The sequence below is a fragment of the Methyloversatilis sp. XJ19-49 genome, assembly GCF_024580145.1.
In the GTDB taxonomy this organism is placed as follows: Bacteria; Pseudomonadota; Gammaproteobacteria; order Burkholderiales; family Rhodocyclaceae; genus Methyloversatilis.
Genome location: NZ_JANINI010000017.1, coordinates 19,080 through 41,140, shown reverse-complemented (window position 1 = coordinate 41,140; position 22,061 = coordinate 19,080). Strand labels below are relative to the sequence as shown.

At 66.1% G+C, this 22,061-nt stretch carries 22 protein-coding genes; 15 read left to right on the top strand and 7 right to left on the bottom strand.

Annotation, left to right across the window (positions count from 1 at the left end):
• Positions 1 to 165 precede the first annotated feature (165 nt).
• The 10 genes from NMQ16_RS17415 to NMQ16_RS17370 are packed head-to-tail and all read left to right on the top strand — an operon-like array spanning position 166 to position 9,413.
• The gene (locus tag NMQ16_RS17415; protein WP_069039341.1) at positions 166 to 648 is read left to right on the top strand and encodes an MSMEG_0572/Sll0783 family nitrogen starvation response protein; all 483 of its coding nucleotides are present in this window, start codon (positions 166 to 168) and stop codon (positions 646 to 648) included.
• Positions 648 to 1,727 carry a Nit6803 family nitrilase gene (locus tag NMQ16_RS17410; RefSeq protein WP_257082228.1) on the top strand — a complete coding sequence of 360 codons (1,080 nt, stop codon included), beginning with the start codon at positions 648 to 650 and terminating at the stop codon, positions 1,725 to 1,727. Before NMQ16_RS17415 ends, NMQ16_RS17410 begins: the two co-directional genes overlap by 1 nt.
• Positions 1,612 to 2,799, top strand: a complete 1,188-nt coding sequence (locus tag NMQ16_RS17405; RefSeq protein WP_257082226.1) for an MSMEG_0568 family radical SAM protein — start codon at positions 1,612 to 1,614, stop codon at positions 2,797 to 2,799. Before NMQ16_RS17410 ends, NMQ16_RS17405 begins: the two co-directional genes overlap by 116 nt.
• Positions 2,786 to 3,376: an MSMEG_0567/Sll0786 family nitrogen starvation N-acetyltransferase gene (locus tag NMQ16_RS17400; protein WP_257082225.1), complete on the top strand. Its 591-nt coding sequence runs from the start codon at positions 2,786 to 2,788 to the stop codon at positions 3,374 to 3,376. Before NMQ16_RS17405 ends, NMQ16_RS17400 begins: the two co-directional genes overlap by 14 nt.
• Entirely contained in the window at positions 3,373 to 4,386 is a 1,014-nt protein-coding gene (locus NMQ16_RS17395; RefSeq protein WP_257082224.1) for a sll0787 family AIR synthase-like protein, read from the top strand. The genes NMQ16_RS17400 and NMQ16_RS17395 overlap by 4 nt, the downstream gene beginning before the upstream one ends.
• The gene (locus tag NMQ16_RS17390; protein WP_257082221.1) at positions 4,379 to 5,575 is read left to right on the top strand and encodes an MSMEG_0565 family glycosyltransferase; all 1,197 of its coding nucleotides are present in this window, start codon (positions 4,379 to 4,381) and stop codon (positions 5,573 to 5,575) included. The genes NMQ16_RS17395 and NMQ16_RS17390 overlap by 8 nt, the downstream gene beginning before the upstream one ends.
• A gap of 13 nt (positions 5,576 to 5,588) precedes the next feature.
• Positions 5,589 to 5,876, top strand: a complete 288-nt coding sequence (locus NMQ16_RS17385) for an MSMEG_0570 family nitrogen starvation response protein (protein ID WP_257082220.1) — start codon at positions 5,589 to 5,591, stop codon at positions 5,874 to 5,876.
• Between the two features lie 17 nt (positions 5,877 to 5,893).
• Positions 5,894 to 7,168 carry an MSMEG_0569 family flavin-dependent oxidoreductase gene (locus tag NMQ16_RS17380; RefSeq protein WP_257082219.1) on the top strand — a complete coding sequence of 425 codons (1,275 nt, stop codon included), beginning with the start codon at positions 5,894 to 5,896 and terminating at the stop codon, positions 7,166 to 7,168.
• A complete protein-coding gene (locus NMQ16_RS17375) occupies positions 7,162 to 8,022 on the top strand; it encodes a Pnap_2097 family protein (protein ID WP_257082218.1) in 861 nt (286 codons plus the stop codon). Before NMQ16_RS17380 ends, NMQ16_RS17375 begins: the two co-directional genes overlap by 7 nt.
• Entirely contained in the window at positions 8,022 to 9,413 is a 1,392-nt protein-coding gene (locus tag NMQ16_RS17370) for a PLP-dependent aminotransferase family protein (protein WP_257082217.1), read from the top strand. Before NMQ16_RS17375 ends, NMQ16_RS17370 begins: the two co-directional genes overlap by 1 nt.
• Before the next feature lie 28 nt (positions 9,414 to 9,441).
• Here the strand turns inward: NMQ16_RS17370 and NMQ16_RS17365 are convergent, their stop codons facing one another.
• From NMQ16_RS17365 to NMQ16_RS17355, 3 genes are all read right to left on the bottom strand, one after another.
• Complete coding sequence (locus NMQ16_RS17365) at positions 9,442 to 9,816, bottom strand: hypothetical protein (RefSeq protein WP_257082215.1); 375 nt, start codon at positions 9,814 to 9,816, stop codon at positions 9,442 to 9,444.
• Between the two features lie 653 nt (positions 9,817 to 10,469).
• On the bottom strand, positions 10,470 to 10,595 hold the full coding sequence (locus NMQ16_RS17360; protein ID WP_257082214.1) for a PEP-CTERM sorting domain-containing protein: 126 nt from the start codon (positions 10,593 to 10,595) through the stop codon (positions 10,470 to 10,472).
• A 32-nt stretch (positions 10,596 to 10,627) separates the two neighbouring features.
• Complete coding sequence (locus NMQ16_RS17355) at positions 10,628 to 11,197, bottom strand: hypothetical protein (protein ID WP_257082213.1); 570 nt, start codon at positions 11,195 to 11,197, stop codon at positions 10,628 to 10,630.
• 276 nt (positions 11,198 to 11,473) lie between these two features.
• On the opposite strand from NMQ16_RS17355, the gene NMQ16_RS17350 reads away from it, so the two are divergent.
• The 5 genes from NMQ16_RS17350 to NMQ16_RS17330 all read left to right on the top strand — a co-directional run bounded on the left by NMQ16_RS17350 (position 11,474) and on the right by NMQ16_RS17330 (position 16,581).
• Positions 11,474 to 11,680 (top strand): heavy-metal-associated domain-containing protein, encoded by a 207-nt coding sequence (locus tag NMQ16_RS17350; protein ID WP_257082209.1) that lies wholly within the window; start codon positions 11,474 to 11,476, stop codon positions 11,678 to 11,680.
• A 250-nt stretch (positions 11,681 to 11,930) separates the two neighbouring features.
• Positions 11,931 to 12,950, top strand: a complete 1,020-nt coding sequence (locus NMQ16_RS17345) for a PEGA domain-containing protein (RefSeq protein WP_257082208.1) — start codon at positions 11,931 to 11,933, stop codon at positions 12,948 to 12,950.
• Positions 12,934 to 13,467, top strand: a complete 534-nt coding sequence (locus NMQ16_RS17340; protein WP_257082207.1) for a TssQ family T6SS-associated lipoprotein — start codon at positions 12,934 to 12,936, stop codon at positions 13,465 to 13,467. The genes NMQ16_RS17345 and NMQ16_RS17340 overlap by 17 nt, the downstream gene beginning before the upstream one ends.
• A 22-nt stretch (positions 13,468 to 13,489) precedes the next feature.
• The gene (locus NMQ16_RS17335; protein WP_257082206.1) at positions 13,490 to 14,671 is read left to right on the top strand and encodes a serine/threonine-protein kinase; all 1,182 of its coding nucleotides are present in this window, start codon (positions 13,490 to 13,492) and stop codon (positions 14,669 to 14,671) included.
• Positions 14,672 to 14,736: 65 nt separating this feature from the next.
• Entirely contained in the window at positions 14,737 to 16,581 is a 1,845-nt protein-coding gene (locus tag NMQ16_RS17330) for an ABC transporter ATP-binding protein/permease (protein WP_257082205.1), read from the top strand.
• A gap of 70 nt (positions 16,582 to 16,651) precedes the next feature.
• Here the strand turns inward: NMQ16_RS17330 and xdp1 are convergent, their stop codons facing one another.
• From xdp1 to NMQ16_RS17310, 4 genes are all read right to left on the bottom strand, one after another.
• Complete coding sequence (xdp1, locus tag NMQ16_RS17325; RefSeq protein WP_257082204.1) at positions 16,652 to 17,425, bottom strand: exosortase-dependent surface protein XDP1; 774 nt, start codon at positions 17,423 to 17,425, stop codon at positions 16,652 to 16,654.
• Between the two features lie 136 nt (positions 17,426 to 17,561).
• Positions 17,562 to 20,360, bottom strand: coding sequence for an XrtA/PEP-CTERM system TPR-repeat protein PrsT (gene prsT, locus NMQ16_RS17320; protein ID WP_257082203.1), 2,799 nt, complete (start codon positions 20,358 to 20,360; stop codon positions 17,562 to 17,564).
• A 104-nt stretch (positions 20,361 to 20,464) separates the two neighbouring features.
• The gene (locus tag NMQ16_RS17315; RefSeq protein WP_257082202.1) at positions 20,465 to 21,052 is read right to left on the bottom strand and encodes an alkaline phosphatase PhoX; all 588 of its coding nucleotides are present in this window, start codon (positions 21,050 to 21,052) and stop codon (positions 20,465 to 20,467) included.
• A gap of 66 nt (positions 21,053 to 21,118) precedes the next feature.
• Positions 21,119 to 22,042, bottom strand: a complete 924-nt coding sequence (locus tag NMQ16_RS17310) for a CysB family HTH-type transcriptional regulator (RefSeq protein WP_257082201.1) — start codon at positions 22,040 to 22,042, stop codon at positions 21,119 to 21,121.
• Between the last annotated feature and the right edge of the window lie 19 nt (positions 22,043 to 22,061).

The following is a 22,061-nucleotide window of genomic DNA, read 5'->3' as shown; positions in this document are numbered from 1 at the left end:
ATTTCAGCGACCGTGAAAATCTGTCAACGGCCACGACGGGCGCGTGTGTTCATTGATCGCATGTTGATCGCAGACGGTGATGCCGGCATGGCACGCAGCGTGCAAAGGACAGGGAGCGCCGTCAGAGCGCACTGACCCGGTCGACCACCCCACAGGAGAGTTCTCATGCCGAAAGTTACCAAGCCCGCCAATCAGAAAGGTGAATTCCTCGTCGATTACGAAGAGAAGGTGTTCGAGGACGTAAAAGCCGAGCCGGGCGAGAAGGCGCTGGTCACCTTCCACACCGTCGCCTTCGAAGGCTCGATCGGCTTCGTCAATCTGCTGCAGGCCACCCGCCTGAAGCGCAAGGGCTTCGACACGTCGATCCTGCTGTACGGTCCGGGCGTCACGCTGGGCGTCAAGCGCGGCTTCCCGACGCTGGGCGATGAAGCCTTCCCCGGCCACCAGAACTTCAACAACCAGATCACCAAGTTCATCGCCGAAGGCGGCAAGGTCTATGCGTGCCGCTTCGCGCTGCAGGCGCTATACGGCCATGGTGAAGGGTCGCTGATCGAAGGCATCACGCCGATCAACCCGCTCGACGTGCTCGACATCATCCTGCTGCACCGGAAGGACAACGCCTTCATCCTCGACACCTGGACATTGTGATGTCTTCCGCCCGCATCGTCCGCGCCGCCGCGATCCAGATCGCGCCCGACCTCGAATCGGCCGACGGCACGCTGGCGCGCGTGCTGGCGGCGATCGACGAGGCGGCGGACCGCGGCGCGCGGCTGGCGGTGTTCCCGGAAACCTTCCTGCCCTACTACCCGTACTTCTCCTTCGTGCAGCCGCCGGTGCTGATGGGCGCGGCGCACCTGAAGCTGTACGAACGGGCGGTGGTGGTGCCCGGGCCGGTGACGCAGGCGGTCGCCGAACGGGCGCGAGCGCGCGGCGTCGTGGTGGTACTCGGCGTGAACGAGCGCGACCACGGCAGCCTGTACAACACGCAGCTGGTGTTCGACGCCGACGGCACGCTGGCGCTGAAGCGCCGCAAGATCACGCCGACCTATCACGAACGCATGGTGTGGGGTCAGGGTGACGCGAGCGGCCTGAAGGTGGTCGACACCGCCATCGGTCGCGTCGGCGCGCTGGCCTGCTGGGAGCACTACAACCCGCTGGCGCGCTACGCGCTGATGACGCAGCACGAGGAAATCCACTGCGCGCAGTTTCCCGGTTCGATGGTCGGCCAGATATTCGCCGACCAGATGGAAGTGACGATCCGCCATCACGCGCTCGAAGCGGGCTGCTTCGTCATCAATTCCACCGGCTGGCTGAGCGACGCGCAGATCCAGTCCATCACGCCCGACGCCGGCCTGCAGAAGGCGCTGCGCGGCGGATGCTGCACCGCCATCGTGTCGCCCGAAGGCGTGCATCTGGCGCCGCCACTGACCGAAGGCGAAGGCATGGTGATCGCCGATCTGGACATGGCGCTGGTCACCAAGCGCAAACGCATGATGGATTCGGTCGGCCACTACGCGCGGCCCGAACTGCTCAGCCTCGCCATCAACGACCGCCCGGCACGTCCGGTCGTGTCGATGGCATCCACTTCAGAACCTGTCCGGAGCACCTCCGATGAGCACCCCACCGACTTTCGAAGCGAACCGCGAATCGAACCGCAACTCGACCGACCGTCAGCAGGCGACGGCGCTGATGACGGAACTGCAGTCGTTCGGCTTGCGGCTGGCTGATCCGGGCGCCGGCGCACCGAGCCGGCGCGGCGGTGCCGGGCCGTCGGACCACAAGGCGGTGACCGTGGACGGCACGACCATCATGGTGCCGGTGCATACGGGCTCCGCCTTCAACTCGCCGTTCATCGCAGAAGCGCCGGACGCCGACGGCCGCGTGCAGTTGAGGCGCGGCAGCATTCCGATCGCGCAGATCCGCTTTCCTGAACAGCCGCGCTTCTACGCGCTGCAGACACTGGATGGCGTGCCCTACTCGCACATCGCAACGCTGCACGGCGCCGACGTGCTGGCGACCACGGTACTGCAGACCTGCATCCGGTATGAAAGCCGGCGCAAGTCGTGCAAGTTCTGCTCGATCGGCCAGTCGCTGGCGGCCGGTCGCACCATTGCGCACAAGACCCCGGAACAGCTGGCCGAAGTCGCCCGCGCCGCGGTGCTGCTCGACGGCGTGAAGCACATGGTCATGACCACCGGCACGCCGGCCACGCCGGACCGCGGCGCGCAGGTGCTGTGCGATTCCGCCTTTGCCGTGCGCGCCGCGGTCGACCTGCCGATCCAGGCACAGTGCGAGCCGCCGGACGATGACCGCTGGTTCGCCCGCATGAAGGCGGCCGGCATCGACAGTCTGGGCATGCACCTGGAAGTGGTCACGCCGGCGCTGCGCGAACAGATCATGCCGGGCAAGGCGGCCGTGTCCATGGAGCGCTACATGGAGGCGTTCGAAGCTGCGGTCGCCGTATTCGGCCGCGGCCAGGTGAGCACCTACATCCTGGCCGGGCTGGGCGACACGACGGACGCCATCCTCGACATCAGCGCGAAACTGATCGGCCTGGGCGTGTATCCCTTCGTCGTGCCCTTCGTGCCGATCAGCGGCACGCCGCTGGAAGATCACCCGGCGCCCAGCCCGGCCTTCATGCGGTCCATTCTCGAACCGCTGGGCGCGATGCTGTCCGATGCCGGCCTGCGCTCCACCGACATCAAGGCCGGCTGCGGCAAGTGCGGCGCCTGCTCCTCTTTGTCGTCGTACGAGAAGCAGGACGCTCACCAACCGGACACTCACCATGCGGCACGCTGAACCGGTCGGGTACTGCGAACTGCCGGCGCACTTCGCGCCCTGCGAATTCCGCATCAAGTGGGCGGACAGCGCGTGGGAGCGCGGCGAAGCACATCGCCTGCGGCGCGCGGTGTTCTGCGAGGAACAGGGCGTGTTCGACAGCGACGACATCGACGCCATCGATGCGTACGCCCAGCTCATCGTCGCGGTGACCCAGGTCGGCGGCATGCCGGATCAGGTGGTCGGCACGGTGCGCATCCACGAGGACCGGCGCTGCGGCGAACCCGGCCTGTGGTGGGGCTCGCGCCTCGCGGTGGCGCCGGCATTCCGCAGCCACGGCAAGCTGGGCGCGACGCTGATCCGGCTCGCGGTGACCAGCGCGCATGCGCGCGGCTGCCACACCTTCCTCGCCCACGTGCAGGCGCAGAACCTGCCGCTGTTCCGCCGCCTGCACTGGAAGCCGCTGCAGCCGGAAACCCTGCACGGCCGCGCGCACTGGCTGATGCAGGCCGAACTCGATCACTACCCGCCGTGTTTCGACGTGTTCAGCGGCTTCGTCACGCGCTCGACGGCGGCGCGCAGCGGAGTCGCCGCGTGAATCTGCACGCCCTCGTCGACGCGCTGCGCGGCAGCCCCGGCTTCGCGCACAAGCGCGACATCGGCGACGTGATGGACGCTCTCGGCCGCGCACTGCCCGGTGGCATGCAGGACATGGCTCAGGCCGTGGCCATCGGCGACGACTGTGCCGCCATCGCCGACCCGTCGGGCGAGGGCTGGCTGCTGTTCGCCATCGAAGGGCTGGTCGAACAGTTCGTGTCACGGATGCCCTGGTTCGCCGGCTACTGCGGCGTCATGGTTAATGTGAGCGACATCTGCGCCATGGGCGGGCGGCCGATCGCGGTGGTCGACGCGCTGTGGAGCGACGGCGCCGACGCCTCGTCGCCGGTGCTCGAAGGCATGGCCGCGGCGTCGGCGCGCTACGGTGTGCCCATCGTCGGCGGCCACAGCAATCACCGCGCGGCGCACGGCCAGCTGGCGGTCGCCATCCTCGGGCGCGCGAAAAGGCTGATCACAAGTTTCAATGCGCAGCCGGGCGACGACCTGATCCTGGCGGTCGACCTGCGCGGCGCGTACGAAGAACCCTATCCGTACTGGAATGCCTCGACCCGCGCACCGGCCGAGCGCCTGCGTGGCGACATCGAATTGCTGCCGCAACTGGCCGAAGCCGGCCTGTGCGACGCCGGCAAGGACGTCAGCATGGCCGGCCTGATCGGCACTGCGCTGATGCTGCTCGAGTGCTCGAAGGTCGGTGCGGCGATTGATCTTGACGCGGTGCCGCGCCCAGACGGCGTGCCGCTGCTGCGCTGGCTGCTGTCCTTTCCCAGCTTCGGCTATCTGCTGTCGGTGCGCCCGGCCCACGCCGACCGCGTCATCGCGCGCTTCGGCGAACGCGACATTGCCGCGGCGCGCATCGGCCACCTCACCGCATCGCCCGAGGTGTGGCTGATCCGGCAGCACGACCGCGCGCTGCTGTGGAATGTCGCTGAACAGCCCTTCATTCTTGCGGCGACGACTGCACATGCGGATGTGGAGGCGGCGCATGGCTGATGCACTGCAAGCGGGGCTGAAAATCGGGCTGCTGACCCATTCGGTCAATCCGCGAGGCGGCGTGGTGCACACGCTTGAGCTGGCGCAGGCGCTGCAGCGCGACGGCCACGACGTGACGATGTTCGCACCGGCCGCACCCGGGCAGCGCCTGTTCCGCGCGCCGGCGTGCAGCTTCGAACCGGTGCCGGTGGCCGGCACCGCCGGCGGCGTGGTCGACATAGTCAGCGAACGCATCGGCGCGTATGTCGCCCACCTCGCGCCGCGTCTGGCGACCCGGCCGTTCGACATCCTGCATGCGCAGGACAGCATCAGCGCCAACGCGCTGGCCGCACTGGAAGATCAGGGTCTGATCGACGGCTTCGTGCGCACCGTGCACCACCTCGACGAGTTCGACGACAGCCGGCTCGCCGCCTGGCAGGCGCGTGGCGTGCAGTGCGCACGCACCGTGCTGTGCGTCAGCGATCTGTGGCGCGACCGGCTGGCCGACGATTTCGGCATCGACGCGCAGCGCGTGAACAACGGCGTCGACGCCGAACGCTACTCGGCACAGCCGGGCGACGGCGACCTCATCCTCGCGCATCGGCTGGGCATCACCGAAGCCGCCGGGCGCGGCCCGGTGTTTCTCGCCGTCGGCGGCGTCGAGGAGCGCAAGAACACGCGGCGCGTGCTCGAAGCCTTCGCGCTGCTCAAGGCCGATCTGCCGGGCGCGCAACTGGTGATCGCCGGCGGCGCCAGCCTGCTCGACCACGACGGCTATGCGCGCGCCTTCCAGGCCGACCTGCGCGACAGCGGCCTGACCGCGGGCTACGCGCGCGACGTGGTCATCGCCGGCACGCTGGCCGATGCCGACATGCCGGCGCTGTTCCGCCTCGCCGACGTGCTCGTCATGGCATCGACCTGTGAGGGCTTCGGCCTGGTGGTGCTCGAGGCGCTGGCCAGCGGCACGCCGGTCGTCGTGTCGTCGATTGCGCCCTTCACCGAATATCTGGGCGACACCGACGTCAGCTGGGCCGACCCGCAGGACGCCCAGTCGATCGCCCGCGCCATGCGCCGCGCCTGCGACCCGCGCCGCGCCGAGGTGTTGCGCTACGAACTGCCCGAGGTATGCCGGCGCTTCAGCTGGCCGGCCAGCGCCCGGCGTCACGCCGACCTGTACCGGGCGTCGCTGCATCCGCCTGCATCCACATAGAGAGATCTGCACCATGCCCGCCATGCACTTCCGGGTCCGCTGGCCGGACCAGACCGAAACCCGCTGCTATTCGCCCTCGCTGGTGATCAAGGACTACTTCGCGCCGGGCACCTGCTACCCGCTGGCGGAATTCATGGCGTCGGTGCGCGAGGCGCTGCACATCGCGTCCGAGCGGGTCCGCGCGAAGTACGGATTCGCCTGTTCGGCCGCGATGGACCAACTGGCCGACATCGAGCAGCACGCTGCGCGCTGGGCCACGCAGCCCGATGCGCAGATCGAAGTACTCGCCTTCGACGAGTGAACCACGGAGTCCCTGCCATGCCCCCATCCTCCCCTTCCCATCTGCCGGTCATCATCGTCGGCGGCGGCCAGGCCGGCCTGTCGATGAGCCACTGCCTGCAGCAGGCCGGCATCGACCATCTGGTGCTGGAAAAGCACAGCGCGATGCATGTCTGGCGCACCCAGCGCTGGGACAACTTCTGCCTCGTCACGCCGAACTGGCAGTGCGCATTGCCCGGTCATATTTACGACGGTCCGGACCCGCACGGCTTCATGAAAAAGGACGAAATCAACGCCTGGCTGGCCGCCTTCCGCCGCAAGGTCGCACCGCCGATCCGCGAGGGCGTGACGGTGCGCCGCGTCAGCCCGCGCGCGCAGGGTGGTTTCGACGTGATCACATCGGACGGCGAATGGACCGCCGACCAGGTCGTGGTGGCCAGCGGCGGCTATCACCAGCCCATCGTGCCGCGGCTGGCCGAGCGTCTGCCAGCCGGCATCGTGCAACTGCATTCCGAGCAGTACCGCAGCGCGGCCGCGCTGCCCGAGGGCGAGGTGCTGGTGGTCGGATCCGGGCAGTCCGGCGCGCAGATTGCAGAAGATCTGCATCTGGCGGGGCGCAAGGTGCATCTGGCGGTGGGCGATGCGCCGCGCTGCGCGCGCTTCTACCGCGGACGCGACGTGGTCGACTGGCTGGCCGACATGAATTACTACGACATGCCGGTCACCGAGCACCCGCTGCGCGAAGGCGTGCGCGACAACACCAACCACTACGTGACCGGCCGCGACGGCGGGCGCGACATCGACCTGCGCCGCTTCGCGCTCGAAGGCATGGAACTGTACGGCCTGCTGCAGGATCTCGACGGTACGACACTTGCGTTCCAGCCGGGCCTGGGCGCCGCGCTCGACCACGCCGACCGCATCTACAACGGCATCAATGCCGCGATCGACAAGCACATCGCCAGCGCCGGCATCGACGCACCGCCGCCGTCGGTCTATGAACCGGTGTGGGCGCCTGCGGCCGAGCGCACGACGCTCGACCTGTCGTCGAGCGGCATCACGAGCGTCATCTGGTGCATCGGCTTCAGCCCGGATTTCCGCTGGCTGGACGCGCCGGTATTCAACGGCCGCGGCGATCCGGTGCACACGCGCGGCGTAACACAGCAACCGGGCCTGTACTTCCTCGGTCTGCCCTGGCTGTACACCTGGGGCTCGGGCCGCTTTTCCGGCGTGGCGCGCGATGCCGCCTGGCTGACCGAGAAGGTGACCGACTTCGCGCCCCGGCATCTTCAACCGGAGGAGGCCGTCACATGCTGATGCAGGACGCGAACCAATTGCAGCCGCGCGCCACATTGGCTTTGCTGCAGCATTATCAGACCGGCATGCCGCAACTGGCGCTGTACGGCCTGTCGGAAAACTGGCTGCTGAAGGAATGCGCCCACCTGCACTGGATGGCCATCGCGCGCGCGCAGGGGCAGGATGAACCGGCTTTCGCCGACATCGACGGCTGCCGCAGCTATGCCGCGCTGACCGCGGTGCGGCTGCGCGAGGCGCAACTCGACGCGGTGACCGAACACGCACCGTTCGCGCTGCTGGCGCGGCTGGTGCCGCATGGCCGCGCGCAGCATTACAGCGCGCAGACAGTGCGCATGGGCAGCAGGCGCGTGGCGCGCCTCGAGCTGCTGTCGGCGCTGGTGCGCCGCGCGCCGGGTGGCGGCAACCGCAGCGTTGCGAAGGCGCGGATGCTGCCGGACAACGAAGACCTGATCTCTGGCGACGCCATGCTGATGGCGGCCGCAGCCGAACTGAAGTCGCTCGGCCGGGCGCACCGCACCGCGGCGCTGGAGGGTGAAATGATTCGCAGCTTCGACTTCACGCCCTGCCCGAACAGCGATTTCAACGGCGCCGGCTTCCTGTACTTCGCCACCTTCCAGGCGCTGGTCGACCGTGCCGAGTTCGCCTGGTACGGCCTGCGCCCGGCGGTCACCGCCGAGCGCACGCTGTACTTCCACGGCAACATCGACCCGGGCGAAGCCGTGCGTGTCGAACTGCTGGATGCCGGAGCGGAGCCTGACGGCTTTCATCATCGCTGCCGCATCGTGCGCCGGGCCGACGGCCTCTGCATCGCCGACGTGATCACCCGCAAGCGCTTCTCCCGAAGGGCCGATTGATGGACAAGACCTCGCAGATCTGGCTCAAGCGCATCCGGTCGAGCAACAAGCCGGCCTATCTGCTGATTGCCGATCTGATCGCCGAAGACGTGCGCAGCGGCCGGCTGGCCGCGCGCGACCGTCTGCCCACGCTGCGCGAACTGGCCGACTACCTGGAACTGAACTACACGACGGTGGCGCGCGGCTATGCCGAGGCGCGCAAGCGCGGCCTGATCGATTCGCGCGCCGGCATGGGAACCTTCGTGCGCGGGGCTACGCCCGGCCTGACGCTACGCGGCGGCAGCGGCGCCGAAATGACGATGAATCTGCCGCCTGAGCCGCAGGATCCGGCGCTGATTGCCCGCCTGCGCGACAGTGCGGCGCAGGTGATGGTGCAGTCCGACTGGTACGACCTGCTGCGCTACCAGGATTTCGGTGGCACGCGCGACGACCGCGCAGCCGGCGTGCAGTGGCTGCGTCGCCGGCTGCCGTTGTGCGCGGTCGAACGGGTGCTGGTGTGCCCGGGCATCCACGCCGCGCTGACCGCGCTGGTGTCGCTGCTGGCACGACCGGGCGAACTGATCTGCGTCGAGTCGCTGACCTATCCGGGCATCAAGGCCATCGCCGCCCAGCTCGGTGTGCAACTCCACGCGCTGCCGCTGGACGACGACGGCCCCAGCGCCGATGCCTTCGAACACGCGTGTCGGACCCTGAAACCGCGTGCGCTGTACTGCAACCCGACATTGCTGAACCCGACCACTGCGACGATCACACGTGCCCGGCGCGAGGCGCTGGCCGACGTTGCGCTGCGCTACGCCGTGCCCATCATCGAGGACGACGCCTACGCCATGCTGCCGCGCGACACTCCGCCGCCGCTGGCCACGCTGGCACCGGCGCTCACCTATTACATCACCGGCCTGTCGAAGTGTTTCGGCGCCGGCCTCCGCTCGGCCTTCGTGAACGCACCCGGCCCGCGCCAAGCGGAACGACTGGCCGGCGCGCTGCGCGCCACCACCGTCATGTGCTCGCCGGTCACCAACGCGCTGGCCACGCGCTGGATCACCGACGGCACGGCCGACGCGATGCTGGACGCCATACGAAGCGAATCCGTTTTCCGCCAGTCGCTGGCCGCACGTCATCTGGGCCGCCACGCGATGCGGGCGCAAACGGAAGGCTTTCACCTGTGGCTGCCGCTGTCGTCGGAGTGGTCGATGGTGGAGTTTGCGTCCTACCTGCGTGCGCAGGGTGTCGGCGTGGTCGCCAGCGCCGCCTTCAGCACTGACGGCACACCACCGGACGCGGTGCGCGTGTGCCTCGGCGGGCCGATGTCACGCGACGACTGCGACAATGCGCTGCGCCTGATCGCCGACACGCTGGAACATCCTCTGCAGCCGCATTCGACGGTGATGTAGGGCCCCGATTCAACGCGCCGATCGAGACTTATCGCCCGCGACCGCCGCCACCGCCGCCGCCGCCCATGCCACCGGGCCCGCTCATGCCGCCGCGCGGTGGCATGCTGTCGGGAAGCGTCGCACCTCGCTGCGTCGCGCGTTCCTGCATGCGCTGATGATGTTCGCGCTGATAGGCCTCCCTCTCCTCGGCGCTCTTCATGTTGCGCATCCGTTCACGATGCTCCGCCTGTTCCTGCTGCGTCATCAACTCGCTGCCGTAGATGCGCTCCTGGGCCCGCTCCTGCGTGGTCTCGCGGACTTGATCGCGCACCGTGTCCTGAGCGACCGACTGTCCTGCAGTCACTGCAATGAAAAGTGCGCCGACAAGCGTCACGGCGCTCCCGATGAGCTTCCGATGGGTCATGATGTTCTCCGGAAAAAACCTGCGTTGCAGCAACGAGTGGGGTTGTCCAGCGTGGTGCGAGCGTTTGTCAACACGCCGCCGCCCGGACAGGTCGGCACGGGCCTCGTGCGAAGTCCGAGTACCACGCTGCCCGGCTTGGTGGCCGTGGCGACGAAACCGGGTGCCATGCGCCTTCGTTCCGTCCTGCCGGATTCACTTCCGCCGCGATGCCCGCTGCCCCGTTCCCCCCTCCGTATCCGCCATCTTCAGATGCATGGACGGCTGGCAGGACTGTGATCATCGGCGACACGCCAGCACAAGCAGACAGCCTGCTGCCAGCACTCCGACGCGCGCCCTTCGACTTCTGATGACGATGTCCATTTCGATTCTCCGCACAAGCTAGCGCAATCCATGGCCGGCCGGCGGCAGGCTGCACCCACTGCAAGGAACAGTGTGCAACCTTGTCCAGCCTCACAGGTTGTCCGGGATCAATGTCGACCGTTGCAGCACGCGCGCCCGGCGGCGCGACGACTGCGGCATCGCACTGCACCTGATCGCCGGAACGCTGGAACATCCGGAACTGGACGAAACGCACCGCAAACAGAAAAGCCCGACATTACGGTCGGGCTTTTCGTGAAACTACCGTCAACCCGCGCACAGACGCGGGGCGGCTGTCAGCTGAAGCGGCGGCGCAGACCGGCGAGACCGAGCAACGCAAGGCTGGCGAGCGCAAGGGTGCCGGGTTCCGGAATTGGGGTACCCGGATCGCCAGATGCATTGACATCGACCAGGATGGCCACACGACCCACTTCAGCGCGATCGAGAACAGCAGTCAGCGCGAAGTTGTATCGCCTTCGACCGTGGGCGAGAACGAACCCAGTGGCGCGGTGATGCCGGTTGCGTTCATCGCGAGGAAGTCCATCCCGAGGTTCAACGAGTTCTGGATCGCCGCACCCTGAAGGGCCGAGCCGAGAAACTCGATCACGCCGTGGTTCGCTTCGTCCGTGCCGCTGGCCGGATCGAAGTCGCAATACAGCCGAAACACGTAATTCGAGATGTCGTCACCACCGACGTAGAACGCGAAGTTCCACAGTGCGTAGGGATCGGCAGGCGACGACGGCGGGTTCGCTGACACACCCGTCGCGGCATCGAAGGTGCTCGTGCCATTATTCGCCAGATTCGGGCCGGTGAAACGCTGGTGAGCGGTCAGGCCGAGGGTCACGTCCGACACCGTCGGATCGAGCGTAAGCACCTGAACGGCGGTGTTCGGAATGCCGGAACCGGCAAATGTGGCGCTCGGCTGGGCTTGCAGTGCAGTGGAAGACGGCGTGATGGGCGCAGCGAAGACTGCAGTGCTGGGCAATGCAACGAGTACAGCGACTGAGTTGAAGGCGTACTTCATGGAAGCTCCTGACGCTGCGGGTTTTTGTACGTCAAGCGCAGCTAGTGTTACGCCAGTGACGAATCAAAAGAAAAAACCCTTTTTTTCAGCCCGTTGAGATTCAGCCCGAATCAAGCGCACCGTGCCATGTAAGATTTACCGACACTTCGTGAACAATTTCCTGAACTTTGCACGTGAAGTTCTGTTTCGCACTGGACTTCTGGGGTAAAGGAAACCACCGCTTGCGGCGTTTCATCCGGGCCCGACGAAGACTGGATACTGGCTGGAGATTTCACCATGCACACCACTGTCATCATCGAATCAGGCATTGAAGGTCCCGACTGTGCGGCCGACATCGTCAACATCGTCCATGAGCTCCCGGGGATAGACAGCGTCGACGTGTCGCCGGAAACCGGTACGGTCAGCATCGAGCACAGCCCGCTGGTGTCGGAAGACGACATCTGCCGCGTGCTTGAAGAAGGCGGTTTTCCGGTACAGCGTTGAACGGCTCGCACCGGGCCCGCTTCGATCCGGCCACAGGCTGCCGCCAGGCGCTGCGGCCAGCGCCGCCGACAACTCAGGCGCCTGTCGGGGAACATCCGGTGGATGCCTGCCATCACATACCGTCGTTCCTGCGCCCGCCCTGTCTGACGCATGCATCGCGCTGCACGCGAACGTGCGACCGGCCGGTGACTGGCCGCCCCCCATTTGTGCGCGTCCTTCAAGGGCCTGACATTCCCCCGTTTCTCCGGACATGAACCACGAAGTCTCAAGCGCAGCGGTCTGCAGCATCGTCGTGATCGAAATGATCGGCTACCCGGACAAGCCGGTCGCCGAACAGGCACAGATGCGATCGCGCTTCAACGAGGTGCTGGGCACGGCACTGGTCGACGCGCGTCCGGAGGCGCGCATCGTGCTGGACACCGCAGACGGTGCCGCCATCACGTTCATCGAATCCCCGAACGACGGGCTTCGCTTTGCAGCCCGGGTGCGCGCCGCGACTGTCGCGGCGGGCCATGACGCGCTGGCGCTGCGCTGCGGGATCCACCATGGCCCGGTCATGCTGATCGGCGAACCGGGGGTGCCGCCCAACCTGGTCGGCGACGGTCTCGGGGTGGCTCAACGCGTCGCCGGCTTTGCCGGCGTCGGCAGGGTGTTCGCGTCGCGTTCCTTCGTAGATGCACTGGCGAGTCGGCAAGCTGCGTGCAGGCCGTTGTTCGAACCGGCCGGTATGCACACCGATGCGCAGTTGCGCGAACACGAGTTGTTCCTGCTGACCGACAGGCCGCTGCCGGACCGCCCTGACAGCCCGCCGAACAGTGGTCCGGAATCGGGCAAGCTGCTTGAGTCGCCGCTGGCTGGCGTGCTTTCGCGCCCGCCGGCGGTGACGGCGCTGGCTGTGGCAGCCATCCTGCTTGTAGCGTTGGTCATTCGTGCCGCGCTGCCCGGACAAGACGCCACGGCTGCGAACGGCGGGCATGCAGGCGTGGTACAACCGTCGATAGCGGCACCGCAACGCCTTTCTCGGGATTTCGAAGGCAGCGAGCCGGCAGATGCGTTGCAGCTCGGTACCCTGAGGGTGAATGTACTACCCTGGGGCGAGGTCAGCGTGGCCGGCGCCCACCACGGTGCGGCACCGCCGGAGCGCAACCTCATGCTGGCGCCCGGCGTGCATGTACTCGAAATCCGCAATCCGGCGTTTGCGCCGCATACACAGCGGGTCGAAGTCAGAGCCGGCGAGGAAACCAGGATCAGACATGATTTTCGTCAGTAAGCGTGCGCTGCACTGCTGGGCGCTCGTCGCGGTGATTTCGATGCTGTCCGCCTGTGCCACGGTGCAGAAGGGTGTCGACGGCATCGTGTCGGTATTCGATCAGGACGGGGCGAAACCGGTAGCGAAGTCGGGCCAGCCAGCGCAGCCGAAGGCGCCGTCGGGCGACGCACCGAAGACATCGCCGAAGCCGGCGGCCTCCCCGGCCGCCGCTCCGGCGCGCGCAACATCGGCAGATGAACTGCTGGCGGCCGGCGTCAGGCAGTATGAGGATGCGCGCTACCCGGAAGCGGCCGAGCTGCTGAAGTCCAGCCTGGGCGCGGGACTGCGCAACCGCACCAGTCAGGCAAGGGCGCACAAGTATCTGGCCTTCATCCATTGCATCAGCGAGCGTGCAGCCGCCTGCCGGCAGTCTTTCTACCGCGCCTTCGCCGCCGACCCGGCGTTTGCGCTGACGCCCGCCGAAGCCGGACATCCGAAGTGGGGACCGGTCTATCGCAGCGTCGCCGACGCACGCTGATCCGGGTGCCATGAGTCTTCCCGTGAATATCGGACGTTACGACGTGCTCGCCGAGATCGGGCGTGGCGCGATGGGCGTGGTCTATCGTGCATTCGATCCGCTGCTCGACCGCACGGTGGCGATCAAGACCATCAACATGGCGCTCGATCCGGACGACATCGAATTCTACGAGCGGCGCTTCATGATCGAGGCGCGCGCGGCCGGCGGGTTGAATCACCCCAACATCGTCACCATTCACGACATCGGTCGCAGTGGCGATCTGGCCTACATGGCCATGGAATACCTCGACGGCCGCGAACTGAAGGACCTGATCAACCGCGGCGAACTGAGCTTCGATCAAGCCCTCGATCTGGCGGCGCGGATCGCCGACGGGTTGGCCTATGCCCACGCGCGCGGCGTCATTCATCGCGATGTGAAGCCGGGCAACATCATGGTGCTGGCCGACGGGCGCGTGAAGATCACGGACTTCGGCATTGCGCGGCTGCATGGTACCGACGCACGCACCCAGACCGGCCTGCTGCTCGGGTCGCCACGTTATCTGTCGCCGGAGCAGGTGCTGGGCCGCACACCGGATACGCGGGTCGACCTGTTTTCGCTCGGCGTCATCCTGTACGAAATGATGACCGGCCGGTCGCCCTTCATCGGCAGCGATGTGCAGTCGGTGATGTATCAGGTCATCCACCACATACCGGTGGCACCGGGCGTGCTGAATCCGGCATTGCCGGCGCTGGTCGATCTCATCGTGGCCAAGGCGCTGGCAAAATCACCGGACGCGCGCTACCAGAACGCTGCCGACATTGCAGACGACCTGCGCGCCTGCCGCCTTCGATGCGCGTCGGACACTGATTTCAAGCTGCCGGCGAAAGTGCGGTCGGCGCCCGGTACGACTGGCGCTGTCACCGAATCATCAGCCGCGCCTGGCGCTGCGACCGTCTCACGGGGAATGGCGCGCGAATTCGACTCCACGGAAGCCACCATCCGGCTCGCGGCACGATCAGCTGGGATGGCTGATCCGGATCGCCTCGCTGCCACGGTCGGTGTGTCGCGTGAGGTGGTCGAGGCCGCATTGAAGGCCGCCTCATCGCATTCGGCACGAGAACCGGACGCCCAGGCAGTCGCGCAGTGGTCGGCGGCCGATCGCAAGCGCCTCTTGGGAGCGGTAATGGTCGCACTCGGCATGTCGGCGTTGCTGATCTACCTATAGGCCATCCGCGCGAAACCGGTGCCGACAGCCCGTGTGGCACCCGCTCCGTACCTTACAATTGTGCGATGAGACACTCCGCTGCTGCTCCCCTGCCCGCGCCCGAAGCTCCACCCGGCACCCGCCGCCGGGATCTCGACACCCTCAAAAGCCTTTTCCCTTACCTCTGGGCCTACAAGTGGCGCGTGCTGATCGCGCTCACCTTCCTGATCGGCGCCAAGGGTGCGAACGTGACGGTGCCCCTGATCTTCAAGCAACTGATCGACGCGCTGACGCCAGCCGCCGCGATGCAGAAGAGTGCGCTCGAAGCGGCACCGCTGCTGGTACCGCTCGGCCTGCTTGCGGCCTATGGCGCACTGCGCTTTTCGACCTCGTTGCTGACCGAACTGCGCGAAATCGTGTTTTCGCGCGTGACGCAGCAGGCGGTGCGGCGCATTTCGATGCAGGTGTTCCAGCACCTGCACGCCCTGTCGTTGCGCTTTCACCTCGAACGCCAGACCGGCGGCCTGACGCGCGATATCGAGCGCGGCACCCGCGCCATCGGCTCGCTGATCAGCTACACGCTGTATTCCATCCTGCCGACGCTGGTGGAGATGGGCCTCGTGCTGAGCATCCTCGCGGTGAAGTACGAAGCGGCGTTCGCGTTGATCACTGCGGTCACGCTGGCGATCTACATCACGTTCACCGTGGTCGTCACCAATTGGCGCACCAAACTGCGGCGCGAAGTGAACGAGCTGGATTCGGCGGCCAACACACGTGCCATCGACAGCCTTCTGAACTACGAAACGGTGAAGTACTTCAACAACGAAGGCTTCGAAGCGCGCCGCTACGATGAACAGATGGCGCGCTGGCAGCGGGCGCAGGAGCGCAGCCAGGTTTCGCTGTCGTATCTGAACATCGGCCAGGCCTTCATCATCGCCATCGGCGTCACGCTGATGATGTGGCGCGCCACGGTCGGCGTGGCGGAAGGCCGCATGACGCTGGGCGACATCGTGCTGGTGAATGCCTTCATGATCCAGCTCTACATTCCGCTGAACTTCCTCGGCGTGCTGTACCGCGAAATTCGCCAGTCGCTGACCGATATCGAGCGCATGTTCGGCCTGATGGACACCCACCGCGAGATCGCCGATGACCGGGACGCCAAAGCCCTGCCGCCGGGACCGTGCGAAGTGCGCTTCCAGCAGGTGAACTTCAGCTACGACCCCGCGCGCCAGATCCTGCACGACGTCGATTTCACGATACCGGCCGGCGGCCGGGTCGCGGTGGTCGGCCAGTCAGGTTCCGGCAAATCGACGCTGGCGCGACTGCTGTTCCGCTTCTATGACGTGGACAACGGCGGCGGACGCATCACGATCAATGGCACCGACATCCGCAAACTCACGCAGGACAGCCTGCGCACCGCAATCGGCATCGTGCCGCAGGACACCGTGCTGTTCAATGACAGCATTCACTACAACATCCAGTACGGCCGGGTCACCGCCTCGGCGGAAGAGGTCGAAGCGGCGAGCCGCGCCGCGCAGTTGCACGACTTCGTCGTCCGCCTGCCCGACGGCTACGACACCAAGGTCGGCGAGCGAGGCCTGAAACTGTCCGGCGGCGAGAAGCAGCGTGTCGCCATTGCACGCGCGCTGCTGAAGGACCCGCCAGTGCTGATATTCGACGAAGCCACCTCGGCGCTGGACTCGAAGACCGAACAGGCCATCCAGTCACAGCTCGAACAGGTGGCGCGCGGGCACACCACGCTGATCATCGCGCACCGGCTGTCCACCATCATGGACGCCGACCAGATACTGGTGATGGACGCCGGACGCATCGTCGAACGCGGTTCGCATCCCGAACTTATTGCGCTCGATGGCGCGTACGCGCAGATGTGGGCCCTGCAGGCACAGGAAGAAGACGAGCCGACCGGGTAAAATCTTTGCCGGGCTGGCGGCAGACGAAAAAAACCGCGCCGAAGCGCGGTTTTTCGTTTCGTGCTGCTGATCAGGCAGCCTTGCGACGGCGAACTGCGATCATGCCTGCCAGTGCCGTACCGACGAGCGCCAGGGACATCGGCTCGGGCACCGCGGGCGGCGGCGTGGTCGGCTTGTAGGAACCGGTCACGCCTGCCAGCTTGATGTAGTCAAGCTTGTCGGATGCGGGCCCCGGAGTCACGAGCCAGTAACGGGAGTACGTGGAGTTGGTCGTCAGGCGCGGATCCGACGGACTCGCGAAATCACCGACCTTGGTCCAGCCGGTCAGCGTCGAGTAATCCTTCGTCAGGATGGTGCCGGTGCTGAAGGCGGTGGCGCTGGTGTAGGCATAGACCTGCACGTCCGAGTCATTCGTCGTCCATCCGAAGTCGAGCTGTTCCAGCGTGAAGTCCGACGAGAACGAGAACAGGATGGACTCCGTCGCGCCCTGATTGTCGAACGAGTGCTGCGGATTGTTCAGGTAACCGGTTGACGTTACCTCATCATTCGAACCGCTGTCGCGGCTGGTCACGCCAAGACCGCTCGAACCCTGGTAGTTCAGATAGGCCGCTTCAATCTTCGCGTTGGTCGCAGTATTCGCGAACGCATTCATCGTGACCGAATTGCCTGCACCGTTGGTGTAGGTCATCGACGAGAACTCGGCGACCTTCGATGCAAAACCGGTGGCTGCAACCGACGAGGTGGCGTTCGACTGGAATGACCAGCTGGTCGAGGCAGCCGAAACAGCGCCACTCAGAGCCATCAGAAGTGCAGCGCTCAGGATGTTCAGGCTTTTCTTGTTCATCATTGATCCTTGGAAGTCATTGACTAGGCTGACTGTCAGCGTCTTCTTAGCAAAATCGAGGCCAGTTTTAAATACTCAATAAAAACAACAGCTTGATAACTGCAAAAATGTGTGGTGTAAATATATCCGACACCGTTCAGGAGGCACCCAGTTCAGTCCTGAGCGCGCGCGCGTTTTCGATCTCCGGGAATGAACGGCCGGACTGCAGCGCAGCTTCCAGTTCCTGGCGTGCTTCCGCCTTGCGCCCCGATTTGGCCAGCGCCCAGGCGAGGTGGTAACGGATTTCAGGATTCGCGGGATCACGCAGGCGCGCTTCGCGCAGATGACGCAGACCGGCATCGAGCTGCGCCTTCTGCACCAGAATCCAGCCCAGCGTATCGAGTATCAGGGGATCACCCGGCGCAAGCTTGAATGCGCGCTCGGCGGTCTGCTGCGCAACGGGATCCTTGAGCTGCCACTGAAGATTGGCCAGATTGTTCAGCACGGGTGCCGATTCACCCGCCTTCAGCACGGTTTCCAGCGTCAGCTTCGCTTCGCGCAACTGACCGGCGTCGGTCTGCGCCTGCGACAGCAGCAATTTCATCTCCAGGTCACGCGGTCGGGCGCGCACCAGCGATTCGACCGACGCTTTCGCCTGCGCCGCGTTGCCGGCCCGGCGGTGCGCCTCGTACAGACGTCCGGCGACTGCGACGCCCGCGCCACGCGCGAGCGCCGTTCCGTAGTGGCCGATGGCGTCCGGCCACTGGCGGCGCGCGAACGCCACGTCGCCGGCCAGTTTGAAGGCATCCGGCGGGGCATTCGCGCCCCGGACCAGCGCCTGCGCGAGCGCATCCGCCTTGTCCAGCGCCCCTTCTCCCAACAGCAGTTCAGCCTGCATGATCTTCGCCGGCACGAAATCCGGATTTCCCTGCAGCGCCTTTTCGATGCTGTACGCGGCGCCGGACGGATTGCCCGCCAAAAGTTGGAGGCGAGCAATCCGGAACTGGGCGACCGCATCGAAATCCGCCACCCGCGTCATCGAAGTCAGGGTTGCGCGGGCACCGGCCCCGTCGCCGCGCGCCAGTTGCACACGCGCCAGCGCCGCCTGCACCGCGAGATAACCCGGCTGACTCGGACTGCTGTCCTTGGCCACTTCAAGCGCCTTGTCCAGCGCACCGGTCTGGACATACATCTCTATCAGGGCGATCTGACCGTCAACGTGCTTGCGGTGCTTGTCGCGCAGCGTTTCCAGGCCGCGTATCGACTCGGCGAAGCGCTTCTCCCGCGCATCGAGCTGCGCCCGCTCGAACAATGCGGCAGCGTGGTCGGGCTTTTCCTTGAGCAGTGCATCGAGCCGCCGTCGTGCGTCGGCCGGCCTGCCCTCGGCGAGATCGAGCTTCACCAGGTTGAGTTTGACGCTGTCGAAATTCCTGTCCTTCGACAGCGCCATTTCGTAGGCCTTGCGTGCCGCCGCAAATTCGCCAGCCGCGGCGCGTGCGACGCCCAGTACATTGAAGGCGGCAAGATTGTCGGGTTCGCGCTTGACCACAGCCTCCATCAGTTCGGCTGCGCGCTTCGGCTGCTGCTCGCGCAGTGCCGTCAGTGCAAGCGCCATGCTGGCCCGGCTCTGCCCCGGGTCCTGCTTGAGCGCATCGCGCAGCTGCGCAAGGCCCTCCTGTGTCTGCCTGGACCCGAGCAGACTCAGGCCGAGCGAGGTCTGGACCTCGGACGACTTGCCAAGCTTCGCCGCTTCTTCGAGCAGTTCGGTCGAGCGTTCATGCCGCTTGAGCTTGCCGTAGGCACTGGCCATCAACACCAGCACTTCCGGGTCGCGGGTGCCGCTGCGCACCAGCGGCTCGAGTGTCACGATGGCCGACGCCGGATCGCCGCCGGCGATCTGCAACGAAGCCAGCGGCTTGCGTGCGGCAGGCTGCGCCGGGAAGAACCGGACATGCAGTTCGAAATATTCTTTCGCCTTGACCGCTCCGCCCAGGCTCTGATGGGCCAGTCCGGCGATCAGCGCGAGGTGCGAGCGGCTGGTCAATGCGCTGCGCGGCAACGGATCAATCAGGCCCACCACTTCGCCGAGCAGCTTCCTGGCACCATCTCGATCGCCTTCGAGATCTGCGATCACGGCGCGCAGATAGGCGGAACGCGGCTCGTTCACGTCCGCCTTTGACAATGCGAGCAGCGAAATCTTGGCTTCCGGCATGCGCCCGAGATCCATCAACACGGAACTTCGACCGAGAAGCGCTTCGCGGTTGTCGGGGGCAAGCTTCAACGCACGGTCGTAGTGCTCGAGCGCCACCTGCAGCTGACTGGAGGCGTAAGCAACGGCGGCACGCGCCGCCCAGGCATCGGTATCGGCAGGTCCGAGGTTGGTCGCCTGTTCGGCGAGCGCCGCAGCCTCTTCGGCGCGCCCGGCCTCCAGTGCCATGCGCGAATGCAACGCCGGCGCGGCCGCCGCGTTCGGATTGAGCGCGCGCGCTTCATTGATGACTGCGATGGCCTGCGCGTACTGGCTCGTTTCCTGATGGGCCCGGGCGCGCAGCAGCAGCAGTTCGTACCGGATGCCGGGGGGAAGATCAGCAGGCTGCAGGGTTTCGAGCAGTTCCTTCTGCTGGCCGATCGCCAGCAGCACATTCGCCAGCGGAACGATGTATTCGGCGCGCGATGCGCCCCTGCGCTGGGCTTCGCGCAGCGCGACCTCGGCCGACGCGAAGTCTCCCTTGCGCAGGGCTGCCCGGCCCATCAGCATGTGTGCGGACAGCAGGCCGGGATCGGCCTTCAGCGCATTTTTCAGCTGGATGATCGCGCCGGCATCATCCTTGCGCTCGTAGCGCACCAGAGCGTCTTCGTAATAGCGACTGGCCTCATCAGCAGCATAGGCCGTCGAAGTTGCCAGTGCGCCTGCAAACAGGATCGATGCAATCAGTGACCAGAGATGACGTTTCATGGAATACGGGAATGCGGATCGACTTCGGATTATAGAAGTCGTCCGACGGGCGGCACCGTGACCATGTCACGGCGGCTGCGGGCAAACGGCCGACTGCAGCCGCCTTAACCGCGCAAGCGCGCAGCAGCGCTGCCGATGCGCTGAAGGTGAAGATTTGTGGCGACGCTTTCCTCTGCAGCCGCGCTGTGCCACGCAAAGCTGAGGCTTGCCGCGTCACCCAGCGCCTCGCGCCAGGCGAGTGCCGGTGTCGCATGATCGCATTGCAGCAAGACACCGCCGTCGTTGCGTGCATGAGGTGCAAACAGTCCTTCGATACGCGACGCACCGGCACGGCAGGCGGCATCGGCCGGGTCGGCCAGGATTGCCTGCAGGCTGTCGTAGCCGTCGCGTACCGACAGTCCATGGCGCGCCAGCACCAGAGGCAGCCACCGGCCGTGCCCTTCGCATGTGCCATCGCCACCCAGGCTGGCAACATACAGCGTGCCGTGGGGGAGTGCACCGCTGGAGGCGGCCGGACCGACGAACTTGAAAAGGTGCATCGGCCGAGATGCTTCGGTCAGGTAGAGCACGGTACGACCGTCCTTGGCCTGCACCGGCTGACTGGCGAGATAACGCACCCCTGCAAGTTCGGCAACACCGGTGTCGGCATCGAGCACCAGCGGATGAAGCGGATCTGCGTGAAGTTCGGTCATGGCGGCAAGCCCGGAAAGTCGGTGCCAGCACTGTCGCCGCCCGAGGTTACCGCCTCGTGAAGGCATTCAGCCGCGGCCGAGCGCCTGATCGACCACTTCACGGCTCAGCGCGGACGCAAACTGCTCGATGAAATCGTAGGTGTAGCCGCGCAGCCAGGCGTTGCGGTGCAGGCCGATGCGGGTGGTGCTCGGCTCGAAAAGATGGGCACAGTCGATTCCGCGCAAGGTGCGGTCCTGCTCCGGGTCGAACGCCATCTGCGCAACAATGCCGACGCCCAGACCGAGTGAGACATAGGTCTTGATGATGTCGGCATCGATGGCGCTGAGCATGATGTTGGGCGACAGCGACTGTGCGGCGAAGGCGCGATTGACGGTCGAACCGCCGGTGAAGGCGAAGTCGTAGGTGATCAGGGGCCACTCGGCGATGGCCGCCAGCGTCAGCGGCGTCTGATCGAGCAGCGGATGGCCCGGCGGCGTAATCAGGCAGCGGTTCCACTGGTAGCAGGGCAGGCTGACCAGTTGGTCGTACTCGTCGATCGCTTCGGTCGCGATTGCCAGATCGGCCTCGCCGGACAGCACGTATTCGCAGCACTGCGTCGGATTGCCCTGATGCAGCGCGACCCTTACTTCGGGGTGGGTACGCATGAACTCCGGCAGGATGCGCGGCAGCACGTAGCGCGCCTGCGTGTGCGTCATGGCGATGGTCAGCCGACCGCGCTCACCGACCGCGTATTCTTCACCCACCTGCCGCAGGGCACCAATGTCGCGCAGCATGCGCCGCGCTATGGCCACCACTTCTTCGCCCGGGCGCGTCATCGCCACCAGCCGCTTGCCCTGCCGGATGAACACGTCGACACCCAGTTCTGATTCCAGCAAGCTGATCTGCCGAGACACGCCGGACTGCGAGGTGTGCAGCGCCCGCGCTGCCTCCGACACATTCAGGTTGCGTTGGGCGACTTCGGCGACATAACGCAACTGTTGCAGGTTCATGGGCGGCCTTTAGCACTGG

Coding starts and splice junctions, on each gene's coding strand:
- NMQ16_RS17415 (WP_069039341.1), top strand. CDS start 166: ATGCCGAAAGTTACCAAGCCCGCCAATCAGAAAGGTGAATTCCTCGTC.
- NMQ16_RS17410 (WP_257082228.1), top strand. CDS start 648: ATGTCTTCCGCCCGCATCGTCCGCGCCGCCGCGATCCAGATCGCGCCC.
- NMQ16_RS17405 (WP_257082226.1), top strand. CDS start 1,612: ATGAGCACCCCACCGACTTTCGAAGCGAACCGCGAATCGAACCGCAAC.
- NMQ16_RS17400 (WP_257082225.1), top strand. CDS start 2,786: ATGCGGCACGCTGAACCGGTCGGGTACTGCGAACTGCCGGCGCACTTC.
- NMQ16_RS17390 (WP_257082221.1), top strand. CDS start 4,379: ATGGCTGATGCACTGCAAGCGGGGCTGAAAATCGGGCTGCTGACCCAT.
- NMQ16_RS17385 (WP_257082220.1), top strand. CDS start 5,589: ATGCCCGCCATGCACTTCCGGGTCCGCTGGCCGGACCAGACCGAAACC.
- NMQ16_RS17380 (WP_257082219.1), top strand. CDS start 5,894: ATGCCCCCATCCTCCCCTTCCCATCTGCCGGTCATCATCGTCGGCGGC.
- NMQ16_RS17375 (WP_257082218.1), top strand. CDS start 7,162: ATGCTGATGCAGGACGCGAACCAATTGCAGCCGCGCGCCACATTGGCT.
- NMQ16_RS17370 (WP_257082217.1), top strand. CDS start 8,022: ATGGACAAGACCTCGCAGATCTGGCTCAAGCGCATCCGGTCGAGCAAC.
- NMQ16_RS17365 (WP_257082215.1), bottom strand. CDS start 9,816: ATGACCCATCGGAAGCTCATCGGGAGCGCCGTGACGCTTGTCGGCGCA.
- NMQ16_RS17355 (WP_257082213.1), bottom strand. CDS start 11,197: ATGAAGTACGCCTTCAACTCAGTCGCTGTACTCGTTGCATTGCCCAGC.
- NMQ16_RS17350 (WP_257082209.1), top strand. CDS start 11,474: ATGCACACCACTGTCATCATCGAATCAGGCATTGAAGGTCCCGACTGT.
- NMQ16_RS17345 (WP_257082208.1), top strand. CDS start 11,931: ATGAACCACGAAGTCTCAAGCGCAGCGGTCTGCAGCATCGTCGTGATC.
- NMQ16_RS17340 (WP_257082207.1), top strand. CDS start 12,934: ATGATTTTCGTCAGTAAGCGTGCGCTGCACTGCTGGGCGCTCGTCGCG.
- NMQ16_RS17330 (WP_257082205.1), top strand. CDS start 14,737: ATGAGACACTCCGCTGCTGCTCCCCTGCCCGCGCCCGAAGCTCCACCC.
- xdp1 (WP_257082204.1), bottom strand. CDS start 17,425: ATGAACAAGAAAAGCCTGAACATCCTGAGCGCTGCACTTCTGATGGCT.
- prsT (WP_257082203.1), bottom strand. CDS start 20,360: ATGAAACGTCATCTCTGGTCACTGATTGCATCGATCCTGTTTGCAGGC.
- NMQ16_RS17315 (WP_257082202.1), bottom strand. CDS start 21,052: ATGACCGAACTTCACGCAGATCCGCTTCATCCGCTGGTGCTCGATGCC.
- NMQ16_RS17310 (WP_257082201.1), bottom strand. CDS start 22,042: ATGAACCTGCAACAGTTGCGTTATGTCGCCGAAGTCGCCCAACGCAAC.